The following is a 15,174-nucleotide window of genomic DNA, read 5'->3' on the forward strand; positions in this document are numbered from 1 at the left end:
GAGTCCGACGGTGAGACCGCCGCCACTCACGCCAGGTACATCCAGCGCAGCGTCTCGGACAGCGGCGTCGGGTCGAGTTGGCCGATGACGGCGGTGAGCTTGCTGTTGCTGCCCGACAGCGTGAGCACGTCGTTGGCGCGGACAAAGGCCGGGTTGACGTGCACGTCGATGTGGTAGCCGGCGATCTCGCTCATCATGTCGATGAGATTCGCCAGCGAGTGCGAGCTGCCCGAGCAGACGTTGAAGGCTTCGCCGCTTGGGGCCACGGCCATCAGGCGGCGGTAGGCGCGCGCCACCATGCGCACGTCGGAGAAGTCGCGCGCGATCGCCAGGTTGCCCAGCTCGATGCGTTTCTCGTTGCGGCGGAAGTGGGAGACGATCTTCGGCAGCAGGAAGTTCTCGGCCTGGCCGATGCCCGTGTAGTTGAAGGGGCGCGCGATGACGATCGGCAGCTTGTCCATCCACAGGCGCGCCATGTATTCCATGGCCAGCTTGCTGACGGCGTAATCGTTGGCCGGCGCGGGCGGGACGTTCTCGTCGATGACGGGCACGCTCGCGTTGCCGTAGATATTGGCCGAGGAGGCCAGCAGCACGCTGGTGGGGCGGTGCTTGCCGTTGGCCAGCGCCTCCAGCAGGTTGCGCGTGCCGACCACGTTGACGCGGTAGATCAGTTCGGCATTGGTGTGGGCCACGAAGGCGATGCCGGCCAGGTGCGCGACCACGTCGGGCTGCACCTCGTCGACCATGCGCGCCACCGCATCGCGGTCGCACAGGTCGACGGCATGGATGTCCGGTCCCAGTTCCTCGCCCGGCATGACGGTGCCGTAGACACGGTAGCCGGCAGCCGTGAGCTCCTGCGCCATGTAGTAACCGGTGAAACCGCGCAGGCCCGTGATGAGCGCGCGGCGTCCTTCGCCTTCCCTCCCGCCGATGAACGCCGGGATGTCATCCGTGGCCATACGTTCCATGATTTAGAACGAGAATCCGATTTCGTTGCGACGCAGGTCGGCGTCGACCATCATCTGGCACAGTTCTTCGAGCGAGGTCTTCGGCTCCCAGCCGAGCACGCGCTTGGCCTTTTCCGGGTTGCCGATCAGGAGATCGACTTCGGCAGGACGGTAGAACTTGGGCGACACGCGCACCAGGGCCTTGCCGGTGCGGGCGCAGTGACCCACTTCGTTCTCGCCTTCGCCGGTGAATTCGACGTTGATGCCGGCGCCCTTGAAGGCCATGGTGACGAAGTCGCGCACGGTCTCGGTGCGGTTGGTGGCCAGCACGAAGGTGTCGGGATCATTGGCCTGCAGGATGCGCCACATGCCCTCGACATATTCCTTGGCGAAGCCCCAGTCGCGCTTGGCGTCGAGGTTGCCCAGCTCGAGCACGTCGAGCTTGTTCAGGACGATCTTGGCGACCGAATCGGTGATCTTGCGGGTGACGAATTCGCGGCCGCGCAGGGGCGATTCGTGGTTGAACAGGATGCCCGAGGAACCGAAGATGCCGTAGGACTCGCGGTAGTTGACGGTCATCCAGTGCGCGTACAGCTTGGCGACGCCGTAGGGGCTGCGCGGATAGAACGGGGTGTCTTCCACCTGCGGGATCGCCTGCACCTTGCCGAACATCTCCGAGGTCGAGGCCTGGTAGAAGCGGATCTTCGGGTTGACGATGCGGATCGCTTCCAGCAGGTTGACTGCGCCCAGGCCCGTGATCGAGGCGGTGGTGACCGGCTGCTCGAAGGACACGCCCACGAAGCTCTGCGCCGCCAGGTTGTAGACCTCGTCCGGCTGGCTGCTTTCCACCAGGCGGATGCTCGAGGACAGGTCGGTCAGGTCATACTCGACCAGCGCCAGGTTCGGGTGCTTGTCGATGCCGAGCTCTTCGATGCGCCAGAAGTTGACCGAGCTGGAGCGGCGGAAGGTGCCGGTCACGTGGTAACCCTTTTCCAGGAGGATCTGCGCCAGATAGGCGCCATCCTGGCCGGTAATGCCAGTGATCAGGGCTCTTTTTGTTGTTTGCATATTCTTGGGTTCTAGAAGATGGTCTCACCGGCCGCCGAGGGCTAGCATATTCAGGACAGCCGGGATTGTATCAGAGCGGGAAAGTCGTGCACCTTGCACAATAGAAATAGCTGCAATAAAAGCAACATATTATCCCGACATTATGCCCTGAAACGGATGGGGTACGTCGCCCGCTTACGGTTTGTTACCGTTGTACTTGGGCGACGACAAATGGGGAAACTCCGAGACAAACACGCCTGATGCAGATCAAACTTCCGCATCAGGCGTGGTTTTCACAACATGTCAGTGCTTACTTACACCAACGTATTTACTTCGCTTCCTGGTTCCTTTGTGACACCGCGTCCACCACGCACAGCGCGGTCATGTTGACGATGCGGCGCACCGTCGAAGACGGCGTCAGGATATGCACCGGGCGTGCGCAGCCCAGCAGCACCGGGCCGATCGCGATGCCGTTGCCGGCGGCGCTCTTGACCAGGTTGTAGGAGATGTTGGCGGCGTCGATGTTCGGCATCACCAGCAGGTTGGCGTCGCCCTTCAGCGCCGAATTCGGCATGATCTTCATGCGCACCTTGGCTTCGATCGCGGTGTCGCCATGCATTTCGCCGTCGATCTCCAGGTCCGGCTTGGCCGCCTGCACCAGGGGCAGCACCGAGCGCATCTTGCGCGCCGATTCGCTGTTGTAGGTGCCGAAGTTCGAATGCGACAGCAGGGCCGCGCGCGGCTGGATGCCGAAGCGTTCCATCTCCTCGGCCGCCATGACCGTGATCTCGGCCAGTTCCTGCGCATTCGGATTCTCGTTGACGTGGGTGTCGACGAGGGCCAGCTGGCGGTCCGGGGTGATCAGGAAGTTCATCGCCGCATACACGTTGCTGCCTTCGCGCTTGCCCAGCACCTGGTCGATGTAGTGCAGGTGCATCTGGGTGGTGCCGTAGGTGCCGCAGATCAGGCCATCGGCATCGCCCTTCCTGACCATCATGGCGCCGATCAGGGTGTGGCGGCGGCGCATCTCGAGCTTGGCCATGTCGACCGTCACGCCCTTGCGCATGCCCAGGTCGTAGTAGGCCTGCCAGTATTCGCGATAGCGCTCGTCGAAGTCGGGGTTGATCACGTCGACGTGCTGGCCCAGTTTCAGGCGCAGGCCGAACTTCTCGATGCGCTTTTCCAGCACCGCCGGGCGGCCGACCAGGATCGGGCGCGCCAGCTTCTCGTCGACCACCACCTGCACCGCGCGCAGCACGCGCTCGTCTTCGCCTTCCGCGTAGACGATGCGCTTGGCTTCCATGGGCGCCTGTTTGGCCACCGAGAACAGCGGCTTCATGAAGGTGCCGCTGCGGTACACGAACTGCTGCAGGCTCTCGGCGTAGGCTTCCATGTCCGCGATCGGGCGGGTGGCGACGCCGCCTTCCTGCGCGGCCCTGGCCACCGCCGGAGCGATGTGGGTCAGCAGGCGCGGATCGAAAGGCATCGGGATCAGGTATTCCGGACCGAAGGAAAGGTTGGCGATGCCGTAGGCCGAGGCCACGATGTCCGACTGCTCGGCGTGGGCCAGGTCGGCGATCGCATGCACCACCGCGATTTCCATCTCACGGGTGATGGTAGTCGCGCCGCAGTCCAGGGCGCCGCGGAACATGTAGGGGAAGCACAGGACGTTGTTGACCTGGTTCGGGTAGTCCGAACGGCCGGTCGCGATGATGGCGTCGCCGCGCACCGCCTTGACGTCTTCCGGCAGGATTTCCGGATTCGGGTTGGCCAGCGCCAGGATCAGCGGGTTGGCGGCCATGGTCTTGACCATGTCCTGCTTCAGCACGCCGCCGGCGGACAGGCCGAGGAAGATGTCGGCGCCCGGGATCACGTCGGCCAGGGAACGGTGCTCGGTCTCCTGGGCGAAGCGCTCCTTGTCCGGGTCCATCAGCTCGGCGCGGCCCTTGTAGACCACGCCGGCCAGGTCGGTGACGAAGATGTTCTCGATCGGGAAGCCGAGGTCGACGATCAGGTCGAGGCAGGCCAGCGCGGCCGCACCGGCGCCCGAGACCACCAGCTTGCAGTTCTTGATGTCCTTGTTGACGACTTTCAGGCCGTTCAGGATCGCGGCGCCGACGATGATCGCGGTACCGTGCTGGTCATCGTGGAAGACCGGGATCTTCATGCGCTCGCGCAGCTTGCGCTCGATGTAGAAGCACTCGGGCGCCTTGATGTCCTCGAGGTTGATGCCCCCAAAGGTAGGCTCGAGCGAAGCGATGATGTCGACCAGCTTGTCCGGGTCGTTTTCGTTGATCTCGATGTCGAACACGTCGATCGCGGCGAACTTCTTGAACAGCACGCCCTTGCCTTCCATGACCGGCTTCGAGGCCAGCGGGCCGATGTTGCCCAGGCCGAGGACGGCGGTGCCGTTCGAGATCACGGCGACCAGGTTGCCGCGCGCAGTGTACTTGTACGAGTTGGCCGGGTCCTTGACGATCTCTTCGCAAGGCGCGGCGACGCCCGGCGAGTAGGCCAGCGCCAGGTCGCGCTGGTTCAGCAGGCCCTTGGTCGGGGTCACGCTGATCTTGCCGGGGCGGGGAATCTGGTGATATTCGAGTGCTGCAGCACGCAGTTGTTGACGCAATTCTTCTTTCTTGTCCGATGACGAGTCCATGCCTGGCAGCCTTCCTGAAACTAGAGGGGAACCTCCAATTTTATCAGACGAGCAGTTGACAAAGGCTACGTATTTTCAACAAGCAGCGGTTCATTTATAAGATTTACTAATAAATACACCCCAAAAATATGTTGAGCTAATAATTAAACACCACGTTTACAATCGCTCCATGCTTTCCGAATTCGATCTCATCAAACAGTTCTTCAAGCGCGACCGCCCCGGCCGGGCCGACCTCGGCATCGGCGACGACTGCGCCCTGCTCACCCCGGCGCCTGGCCGCCAGCTGGCGATCTCGAGCGACATGCTGGTCGAGGACCGTCACTTCTTCGCCGGCGCCGATCCCTTCATGCTGGGCTACAAAAGCCTGGCCGTGAACCTGTCCGACCTGGCGGCGATGGGCGCGCGCCCGGTCGGCTTCACGCTGGCGCTCAGCCTGCCCGCGGCCGACCCGGTCTGGCTCGAGGGCTTTTCGCGCGGCCTGTTCGCGCTGGCCGACGAACACGGCTGCGAACTGGTGGGCGGCGACACCACCAAGGGGCCGCTGAACATCTGCATTGCCGTGTTCGGCGAACTGGCCCCCGGCCATGCGCTGCGGCGCGACGCCGCGCAGGTCGGCGACGACATCTGGATCTCGGGGACGCTGGGCGATGCGCGCCTGGCGCTGGCGGGGTACTGGAAGGAAGTGGCGCTTTCCGACGACGACCATGTCGGGGCGGCGCAGCGCATGCACATGCCGACGCCGCGCGTGGCGCTGGGTCTGGCGCTGGCCGAGCTGCCGGTTGCCCGCGCGGCGCTCGACATCTCGGATGGGCTGGTGGGCGACCTGGGGCATATCCTGGCTGCCTCGAAGGTGGGCGCGACGCTGGACGTGGACGCACTGCCGGCCGGGCCGGTGCTGGCGCGCCAGCCGCTTGCGCTGCGGCGCAGGTTCACGGCGGCGGGCGGGGACGATTACGAGTTGTGCTTCACGGCGCCGGCTGCGCAGCGCGAGGCGGTGCTGAAGGCGGGACGGGTGAGTGGCACGGCCGTCAGCCGGGTCGGGCGGATCGAGGCGGAGCCGGGATTGCGCCTGGTCGGTGCGGATGGTTCACCGCTCGATCTCAAACTGAGCGGGTGGGATCACTTCAGCTGACCGCGTGGGCGGACGAGCCGCCCACCCTACGAATATCGCCTCGCCGTAGGGTGGGCAAGTTTCTTGCCCACGCGGTCAGCCAGCGTTCGCACTCTCCCCCTCTTCCCGCGGCGTCTTGCGGTCATCATAGGGCCCATACGTCAGCCAGTAATGGCGGAACGCCAGCCGGATATTCTCCCGCAGCTGCAGGTCGTGCCAGGGCTTGGTATAGAAACGGTAGATCGCCCCGCGGTTGATCGAATCGAGCACCGACTCCACCCCGGTGTAACCCGACAGGATGATGCGGATCGTCTCCGGATACATCTCCTTGACCTTGCTGAGGAATTCGGTCCCGCTCATCACCGGCATGCGCTGGTCGCACACGATCACCTGCACCCGGTACAGCGCCAGCAGCTCGAAGCCCTCGGCCGGTGAAGACGCCGTCAGCACCCGGTAGTTGTCGCGCCTGAACAGGCGGTGCAGCGACGTCAGCACGTTGACGTCGTCGTCCACGATGAGCAGGGTCTGCACCTTGTCGTCCTGGGCCGGCGGTTGATCCGGCTGGGCGCGGTTGTCCTGCACCAGGCGCGCCAGTTCGTCGGCCGGCAGGGCGCGCGAGAAGTGGAAGCCCTGGATCTCGTCGCAGCGGTGGCGCCGCAAATAGGCCATCTGGGCGCGCGTCTCGACGCCCTCGGCGATCACCTGCATGTGCAGGCTGTGCGCCATGCTGATGATGGCCAGCGCGATGGCCGCGTCGTCCGGCGTGGTCACGATGTCGCGCACGAACGCGATGTCGATCTTCAGTTTGTCGATCGGGAAGCGCTTGAGGTAGGCCAGCGACGAATAGCCGGTGCCGAAGTCGTCGATCGCGATGCGGATGCCGAGTTCCTTCAGGCGCCCCAGCACGTCGATGGTGTGTTCGGCGTTCGACATCAGCGCGCTCTCGGTCAGCTCCAGCTCCAGCAGCCCCGGCTCCACGCCATGCTTGTCCAGCGCGGCGCGGATCACGCCTTCCAGGTCGCCCTCGACGAACTGGCGGCTCGACACGTTCACCGCCACCCGCACGTCGCGCACACCTTGTGCATGCCAATCCGCGATCTGCCTGCAGGCCTCGTCCACGATCCACTCGCCAACCCGCACCACCAGCCCGGTCTCCTCCATGATCGGGACGAACTCGGCGGGGTAGACCAGGCCGAAGCCGGGCCTGTTCCAGCGCAGCAGCGCTTCCACCCCCGAGACGCGGCCGGTGTTCAGTTCCAGCTTGGGCTGGTAGTACAGCACGAACTGTCCGCCTTCCAGCGCGCCGCGCAGCGCCAGCTCGAGGTCGAGGCGCGCCAGCACCTGCACGTTCATGCCGGCCGTGAAGAAGCGGTAGCCGTCGCGCCCCGCTTCCTTGGCGCGTACCATCGCCGTGTCGGCATACTTGACCAGGGCGCCCGGTTCGGTCGAATCCTCCGGATACATGGCGATGCCGATGCTGGCCGTCAGCGCCGCCTGCTGGCCGTGCAGGTCGAAGGGCGCGCGCAGGGTCTCGCGGATCTCGTTGGCCACGCTCACCGCTTCCTGCTGGTCGCGGGTCATGGTCAGGAACAGGGCGAATTCGTCGCCGCCCAGGCGCCCCACCGTGTCGCGCAGGCGCACCACCCGCACCAGGCGCGTGCTGAACTGGCCCAGCAGCTCGTCGCCGCGCGCGGTGCCGAGCGAATCGTTGATGATCTTGAAACGGTCGAGCGTGATGCACATGACCGCCACGCGCCAGTTCTTGTCGCGCGCCAGCTCGATGGCTTCGCGCAGGTTCTGGAAGAACAGGGTGCGGTTCGGCAGGCCGGTCAGCGCGTCGTAGCTGGCCATATGGCGCATCCGTTCCTGCGCATGCAGGCGTTCGCTGATGTCGCGCGCCACCGCGATCAGCATGCGGCTCTTGCCCAGGTCCTGCAGCTTCCAGCTGATTTCCACCGCTACCGCACCGGCGCCGCCGGCGCGCAGCAGTTCGGTCTCGACGATGTCGCCCGGCAGCGCGCCGAATTCCACCTTGCCGTCCTCCCCCTCCTCCGTGGACAGCCGGAGCGGCAGGTCGGCCGCCAGGTGGCGCTCGAGCAGTTCGCGCGTGGCCAGGCCCAGGGCCACCGGATCGATGCGCAGCAGCGCGTCACGCGAAAAGCCCAGCATGCGGCAGGCGCCGTCGGACACGTCGACCATCGCCATGCTGGCGGTGTCGATCAGGAAGATCGCGTCGGGCGTGGCGTCCATCGCCCCACGGAAGCGCGCCAGCTCGGCGGTGCGCTCGCGCACCTCGCGTTCCAGCTGCACGCCGTAGTCCTGCGATTCGCGGTGCAGCAGGCGTACTTCGAGCAGGTTGCGGATGCGCGTCATCACCTCGACGGTATCGAAGGGCTTGCCGATGAAGTCGCGCGCGCCGGCTTCCAGCGCGGCCAGCTTCTTGTCCGGCTCGGCCGTCACCACCAGCACCGGCAGCCAGGAATCGCTTTCGAGCGGCTTCAGGGCCTCCATCACGTCGAAGCCATCCATGCCCGGCATGTGCAGGTCGAGGATGATCAGGTCGTAGCGGTGCTTCAGGTGCATCGACACCACCTGGCGCGGGTCATAGGTACTCGACACGTTCTCGTACCCCGTGGTTTTCAGGAGGTATTCGAGCAGCTGGACGTTGACGGGTTCGTCGTCCACGACGAGGATGCGCGCGCGGCGGATGTCGTTCAGTGAAATCATTCGGCCTTCCTTTCGGCCGGCGCCATGTGTCCTGCACCCGCCTGGGCGCGGAGCTGGGCCAGCGTACTGTTGATCGCTTCGGTGAACTTGTCGATGTCGATCGGTTTGGTCAGGTAGCGGGTGAAACCCGCGGCCATGCCGCGCTCGATGTCGCGCGGCATGGCATTGGCGGTCAGGGCGATGACCGGAATGGGGCTTGTTGCCGGATCGGCGCGCAGCTGCTTGAGCACCTCGATCCCGCTCATGCCCGGCAGGTTCAGGTCCATCAGGATGATCTCCGGCAGGTGGGCGCGCGCCAGCGACAGGCCGACGTGGCCGTCGAGCGCCGACAGCAGGCGCAGGTCGGCGCGGAAGCGCACGATCTCTTCCACCAGGCGCAGGTTGGCCGGGTTGTCTTCCACATAGAGTATCAAATGCGGCGCCCCGTCTTCCGGCACGGTCTGCACGTCAGGCGTGTCGCCCGGCGCGCTGTCCGCCGCCGGCGCGGCCAGCGGCGCCGTGGTGGCCAGCTCGATCCAGAACACGCTGCCCACGCCCGGGCTGCTGGACACGCCGATCTCGCCGCCCATCAGCTCCACCAGGCGCTTGGTCACCACCAGGCCGATGCCGGTGCCTTCCTGGCTGCCGCCCTCCTGGCCGAGCCGGTTGAAGGGCTGGAACAGGGCCGCCACCTGCTCGGCGGAGAGGCCCGCGCCGGTGTCCTGCACCGACAGGCGCAGCCGGGTCGGCGCCACCTGCTCGCAACTCACCACCACGGCGCCGGACTCGCGGTTGTACTTGACCGCATTCGACAGCAGGTTGAGCAAGACCTGCTTCAGGCGCGTGCGGTCGGCCAGCACCACCGCCCCCGGCGTCTCGGGGAACAGCACGCGCACGCCGCGGGCGGCCGCGATCGGCTCGACCATGGTGCGGGTCTCCATCAGCGTGTCGCTCAGGGCCACCGGCTCCATCGACAGCGTCACGGTGCCCGACTCCACCTTGGCCAGGTCGAGGATCTCGTTGATCAGGGTGAGCAGGTGGCGGCCGCTCTTCAATATGTGGTTGGCGAATTCCTTCTTCTGCTCCAGCGTCGACGGCAGGGTATCGGAGGTCAGGATCTGGGCGAACCCCAGGATGGCGTTGAGCGGTGTGCGCAATTCGTGGCTCATCGAGGAGAGGAAAGCGGATTTCGCCTGGTTGGCGCTACGCGCCTCCTCGATCGCATTCGCCAGTTCGGCGTTGGCCAGCGCCAGCTGCAGGGTGCGTTCGTCGACGCGCTGCTCGAGCTGTTCGTTCAGGCGCATGACTTCCTGCTGGGCGCGCGAGCGCTCGGCCACCTCGCGCGCGATCTCGCTGCTCGAGGTTTCCAGCTCGCGGGTGCGGCCCTCGATCTCGAGCAGCATGGCATTGAAGGAATCGACCAGCTCCCCCGCCTCGTCGTTGCTGATGCGCGGCGCGCGGCGCGAATAGTCGCGGGTGGCGACGACGTCGCGCGCGATCTCGGTGATGGCCACGATCGGCGCCGTCAGCGCCCGTCCCATGCGGCGCATCACCAGGTAGGCCACGCCCATCGCCAGCAGGGTCACCAGGGCCGCGATGCTGAGATAGTCCAGGGTGCGCTGCAGCAGGCGGTTCTCGGCGCGCAGGTAGACGGTGCCGAGGGTATCGCCGTTTTCGACGATGCGCTGGAGGATGACCAGGTCGTCGCCATTGGTCGAGGGCGCCCCGGACAGGGTCTGCGGCAGCACCCGCGTTTCGCCCGCCGCACGGTAGGAGGCGAACAGTTCGCCGTTGGCGTCGTAGATGGCGGCCGCGCGCACCTGCGGACGGGTGCGCAGCAGCGCCAGGTTCTCGTTGGCCAGGCGCGGATCGTCGAAGGTCAGCGCGGCCGAGGTCATGTGCCCGACCAGCTCGGCCTGGGTGGCGAGGTCGTTGAGCAGGCTGCGGTGGTAGCTGCGCAGGTCGTAGAAGATGATGATCGCCACCGACACCAGCAGCGCGACCAGCGTGGTCGCCATCACCGCCCTGACCAGCTTGCTTCGGATCGAACGGCCCCGGATCATGCGGCCTCCGGCGCGGGCCGGATGGGCGAGCGGGCGCCGCTGGCGCGGCAATGCCGGTCCATCGGCCGGAAAAAAGCAGGGAGCGCCGTGGCGGCGGTGCCGCCCACCTGCGCCGGCCCCATCCGGTCACGCGCATGTCGTTCGAGCGGCATCCAGGGTCCTACAGAAAACAGAAATAAGGAAGACCGACCGGGGTCGGTGCGCACCGGTCGCATGCGGCGGCGCTGACAGCATAGCCGACCGCTTCGTGTCATGTCGCACGGAACTATTCACGATCACCGTCAATACATCATGCAAGGCGGGTACAGGCGCCTGAGGCTTTTCGTGCACGCTTTATGCGTCAGTACGGCACGACCGCGCTAGAATGAAAGCGCGCCCGCGTGCGCCAACCCGGCATCGCCAATCCGCATCCAAAGGAGCCTCACGTGACGAACGATATTCTAGAACTTGCAAGCAAAGTCGGCCGGGCGCTCGAGGCCAAGCGCCTGGTGCTGGCCACCGCCGAGTCCTGCACCGGGGGTGGGGTGTCCCAGGCGATCACCGAAATCCCGGGCTCCACCGGCTGGTTCGACTGCGGCTTCGTCACCTACTCCAACCATTCCAAGACCGAGCTGCTGGACGTGCCGGCCGCGCTCATCGCGCAATTCGGCTCGGTGAGCGAGGAAGTGGCCGGCAAGATGGCCGAAGGGGCGCTCTCCAACAGCACGGCCGACGTCTCGGTGTCGACCACCGGCATCGCCGGCCCGACCGGCGCGGTGCCGGGCAAACCCGTGGGCACGGTCTGCTTCGGCTGGGCGCGCGGCGACACGACCTATACCGAACGCCTGGTGTTCCAGGGCGACCGCCAGGCGGTGCGCGAACAGACCGTGGCGCATGCGCTGCAGGGGCTGCTGCGCTTCATTGAATAACAGCCGGGCGCCGGCCATGATCCGGATGGCGCCGCGCCTGCTGGGCGCCCTGGCGCTGCTCGCAGCGTCCGCCGGGGCGCCGGCCGCGGTCTATACGGTCTACGCGGCCGGCGACATCGCCCGCTGCAAGCATCCCGACCCGCGCTGGTCGGGCGCCGCCGCCACCGCCACGCTGGTGGAAGGCCTGCTGCGCACCGACCCGCAGGCCGCGGTGCTGAGCCTGGGCGACCACACCTACCCGAAGGGCACGGCAGCCGAATTCGAACGCTGCTACGGCCCGACCTGGGGGCGCTTTCGCGAGCGCACCTGGCCCACGCCCGGCAACCACGAATACTTGACGCCAGGGGCCAAACCCTATTTCGCCTATTTCGGCGCACGCGCCGGCAAGGGCTACTACAGCCTGCGGCTGGGCAGCTGGCTGGTGATCTCGCTCGACAGCAACCTGACCGGTGCGGCCCACGCCGCCCAGATGGACTGGCTGCGCGCCGAGCTGGCGCGCCAGAGCGCTGCCTGCACCCTCGCCTTCTGGCACCACCCGCTGTACACCTCGGGCGGACACCTGGGCCCCGGCCGCATGCGCGACGCCTTTGCCCTGCTCCACCAGGCCGGCGCCGAAGTCGTCCTGTCCGGCCACGACCACGACTATGAGCGCTTCGCGCCCCAGGATGCCGACGGCCGGCTGGACCGTGCGCACGGGCTGCGCCAGTTCGTGGTCGGCACCGGCGGCGCCTACGCCACGCCCTTCCTCCAGCTCACCGCGCACAGCGAAGTGCGCGAAGCCAGTTATGATGGCGTCCTCGCGCTGCGCCTGCTGGACGGCGCCTACGAGTGGCGCTTCCTGCCGACCGACCCCGGCCGCGTGCCGGCGGGCGCCACGCTCGACCATGGACGTGCCACCTGCCACTGACCGGAGCACGAGATGAAACTCCTCTGGCTGCTCTTTGCTATTTTGATGCTGACAACCTCTACACCAACTACCGGCGCCGAACCCGCGCCGGCGCCGCTGCCCACCGTCGCCTTTGAAAAAACCACCCTGCCCAACGGCCTGCAGGTGATCCTGGTCGAAGACCGGCGCCTGCCGATCGTGGCGGTCAACATCTGGTACCACGTCGGCCCCGCCAACGAAGCGCCGGGCCTGACCGGTTTCGCCCACCTGTTCGAGCACCTGATGTTCGCGCAGACCCGCCACATCCCGCGCGGCATGGCCGACCGCCTGCTGGAAGGCGCCGGCGCCACCGACAGCAACGGCGGCACCGGCTACGACCAGACCGCCTACTACGACACCGTGCCCTCGAACCAGCTGGAACTGGCGCTGTGGGTGCACGCCGACCGCATGGGCTACCTGCTCGACGTGATCGACCACAAGGCGCTCAAGAACCAGCAGGACGTGGTGCGCAACGAGCGCCGCCAGACGGTCGAGGAGGAACCCTACGGCCTGGTGCACGAGGCGCTGGCCCATGCCCTGTTCCCCAAGGGCCACCCCTACTATGCCTCGATCATCGGTTCGCACGCCGACATCCAGAACGCGAAGCTGGAGGACGTGCGCCAGTTCTTCGCCAGCTACTACGGCCCGAACAACGCCAGCATCGTGATCGCCGGCGACATCGACAAGGCGAAGACGCGCGCCCTGGTCGAGCGCTACTTCGGCAGCTTCCGGCGCAGCCCGCCCGTTGCACGCCCGAAGGTCGTCACCCCGCCGATCACCAGCGAGCGCCGGGTGGTCGTGCACGACCGCATCGAGCTGCCGCGCGTGTTCATGGGCTGGCTCACGCCCCCGGCCTACCAGCCGGGCGACGCCGAGCTGGCGGTGGCGGCGGAAATCCTCGGCGGCGGCAAGTCGAGCCGCCTGTACAAGAAGCTGGTCTACGAGCGCCAGATCGCGCAAGACGTGGACGCCAGCCAGAATTCCCAGGGCCTCACCTCGACCTTCGTGATCGACGTCACCGCGCGCCCTGGGCACGAGGCGCGCGAGATCGAGGCGGCGATCGACCTTGAGCTGGCCGAGCTGCGCGAGCACGGTCCCTCGCAGCGCGAAGTCGAACGCGCCCGCAACAGCCTCGAGACCGCGCTCCTGAGCACCATCGAAAAGCTGGGCGGCGACGGCCTGGCGGACCAGCTCAACCACTACAACCAATACACGGGCGACCCCGGCTACCTCAGCAAGGACGTCGAGCGCCTGCGCCGCATCACCCCGGCCGACGTGCAGCGCGCGGTCCGCACTTACCTGGCCAGGCAGGCGCGCGCCGTGGTCACCGGCCTGCCGGGCAAGCCGGTCATCGACGACCCACGCGTGTCCAAAGCAAAGGCGCCGAAAGCCAAGCCGGCCGCCATCGAGGCGATCAACACGCCCGAATCCTGGCGCGCGCAACAACCCAAGCCCGGCCCGGCGCCGCGCTTCACGCTGCCGCAGGGCGACAGCTTCAAGCTGGCCAACGGCCTGACCGTGATCCACCACCACAAGCCTGGCATTCCACTGGTGTCGGCCGAGCTGGTGGTGCGCAGCGGCAGCGCCGCCAACCCGGGCGACATGCCCGGCCTGGCCGGCTTCACGGCCCAGATGCTGGAAGAAGGCACGGCCACCCGCAGCGCGCCGCAGATCGCCGACGAGATCGCGCAGCTCGGCGCTTTCCTCGACACCGGCAGCGGCGCCGACGCCTCCACCGTGGCCCTGCTGTCGCTGCGCTCGACCTTCGCCCCGGCGCTCGACATCCTGGCCGACGTGGTGCTGCGTCCCGCCTTCCCCACTGCGGAAGTCGAGCGCCAGCGCGCCGACCGGGTCGGAGACCTGATCCAGCAGCGCGACGATCCGGAAGCCGTGGCGGCCGTCGCCGCGCTGGGTGCGCTGTACGGCAGCGCCCATCCGAAGGGCTACGGCCAGCTCGGCACCGAGCCGGCGATCCGCGCCGTGACGCGCGACGACCTGGTGGCCTTCTGGCGCCGCCACTACGTGCCGGAAAACGCCGCGCTGGTGGTCTCGGGCGACATCGGGCGCGCCGAGCTGAAGGCGCTGGTGGAAGCGCGCTTCGCGGCCTGGCCGCGCGGCGAGGCGCCGGCCGCCGGCAGCGCAGAGCCGGCGGGCACGCGGGCGCGCCTGGTGCTGGTCGACCAGCCGGGTGCGGCCCAGACCGCGCTGCGTGTCGGCAGCATCGGCGTGGCGCGCGACACCGACGACTTCGCGGCGCTGCAGGTCATGAACGGCGCGCTGGGCGGCATGTTCTCCAGCCGCCTCAACAACAACCTGCGCGAAACCAAGGGCTACACTTACGGCATCTCCTCGCACTTCCGCTACGACCGCACGCCGGGTCCCTTCGTCATCGCCGGCAGTGTGCAGCGTGACGCTACCGGCGACTCGGTGCGCGAGATCTTCAAGGAGGTGAACGCGATGCGCAATGCGCCGCTGTCGTCCGCCGAGCTGACGGCTGCGCGCGATGCGCAGGTGCTGTCGCTGCCGGGAGCCTTCGAGACCAATGCCGACATCGGCGCCAGCCTGGCCGAGATCTTCGTCTACGGCCTGCCGCTCGACTATTACGCGCGCCTGCCCGGCCAGCTGTCCGCCGTCACTGCAGGCCAGGTGCAGGCGGCGGCGCGCAAGCATCTGGTGCCGGAACGAATGACGGTGGTCGCGGTCGGCGACCGCAAGCGCATCCTGCCGCAACTGCAGCCGCTCGGGCTGGGGAGTGTCGAGGTGCGCGACAGCGACGGGCAACTGCCGCCCGCGCGGCCCTAGCGCATGCGT

At 67.1% G+C, this 15,174-nt stretch carries 9 protein-coding genes; 4 read left to right on the forward strand and 5 right to left on the reverse strand.

The window, feature by feature from the left end; translation table 11 throughout:
* Nucleotides 1–26: 26 nt before the first annotated feature.
* From LK539_RS15190 to LK539_RS15200, 3 genes are all read right to left on the reverse strand, one after another.
* Complete coding sequence (locus LK539_RS15190) at nt 27–959, reverse strand: GDP-mannose 4,6-dehydratase (RefSeq protein ID WP_227802093.1); 933 nt, start codon at nt 957–959, stop codon at nt 27–29.
* Between the two features lie 12 nt (nt 960–971).
* Nucleotides 972–2,015, reverse strand: coding sequence for a GDP-mannose 4,6-dehydratase (gmd, locus tag LK539_RS15195; protein ID WP_227801862.1), 1,044 nt, complete (start codon nt 2,013–2,015; stop codon nt 972–974).
* Between the two features lie 307 nt (nt 2,016–2,322).
* Nucleotides 2,323–4,650: an NADP-dependent malic enzyme gene (locus LK539_RS15200; RefSeq protein ID WP_307729108.1), complete on the reverse strand. Its 2,328-nt coding sequence runs from the start codon at nt 4,648–4,650 to the stop codon at nt 2,323–2,325.
* A 169-nt stretch (nt 4,651–4,819) separates the two neighbouring features.
* Between LK539_RS15200 and thiL the strand changes: the two genes are divergently transcribed.
* The gene (gene thiL / locus LK539_RS15205; protein WP_227801863.1) at nt 4,820–5,782 is read left to right on the forward strand and encodes a thiamine-phosphate kinase; all 963 of its coding nucleotides are present in this window, start codon (nt 4,820–4,822) and stop codon (nt 5,780–5,782) included.
* Between the two features lie 75 nt (nt 5,783–5,857).
* Here thiL and LK539_RS15210 read toward each other — a convergent pair whose 3' ends face one another.
* Nucleotides 5,858–8,488: an EAL domain-containing protein gene (locus LK539_RS15210; RefSeq protein WP_227801864.1), complete on the reverse strand. Its 2,631-nt coding sequence runs from the start codon at nt 8,486–8,488 to the stop codon at nt 5,858–5,860.
* On the reverse strand, nt 8,485–10,530 hold the full coding sequence (locus tag LK539_RS15215; protein ID WP_227801865.1) for an ATP-binding protein: 2,046 nt from the start codon (nt 10,528–10,530) through the stop codon (nt 8,485–8,487). Before LK539_RS15215 ends, LK539_RS15210 begins: the two co-directional genes overlap by 4 nt.
* Before the next feature lie 425 nt (nt 10,531–10,955).
* Between LK539_RS15215 and LK539_RS15220 the strand changes: the two genes are divergently transcribed.
* The 3 genes from LK539_RS15220 to LK539_RS15230 are packed head-to-tail and all read left to right on the forward strand — an operon-like array spanning nt 10,956 to nt 15,165.
* Nucleotides 10,956–11,438, forward strand: a complete 483-nt coding sequence (locus tag LK539_RS15220) for a nicotinamide-nucleotide amidohydrolase family protein (RefSeq protein WP_227801867.1) — start codon at nt 10,956–10,958, stop codon at nt 11,436–11,438.
* 16 nt (nt 11,439–11,454) lie between these two features.
* On the forward strand, nt 11,455–12,345 hold the full coding sequence (locus LK539_RS15225; protein WP_227801868.1) for a metallophosphoesterase: 891 nt from the start codon (nt 11,455–11,457) through the stop codon (nt 12,343–12,345).
* Nucleotides 12,346–12,357: 12 nt separating this feature from the next.
* Nucleotides 12,358–15,165: a pitrilysin family protein gene (locus LK539_RS15230; RefSeq protein WP_227801869.1), complete on the forward strand. Its 2,808-nt coding sequence runs from the start codon at nt 12,358–12,360 to the stop codon at nt 15,163–15,165.
* Nucleotides 15,166–15,174: the final 9 nt, after the last annotated feature.

Source organism: Massilia sp. IC2-476 (assembly GCF_020707295.1).
In the GTDB taxonomy this organism is placed as follows: Bacteria; Pseudomonadota; Gammaproteobacteria; order Burkholderiales; family Burkholderiaceae_D; genus Telluria.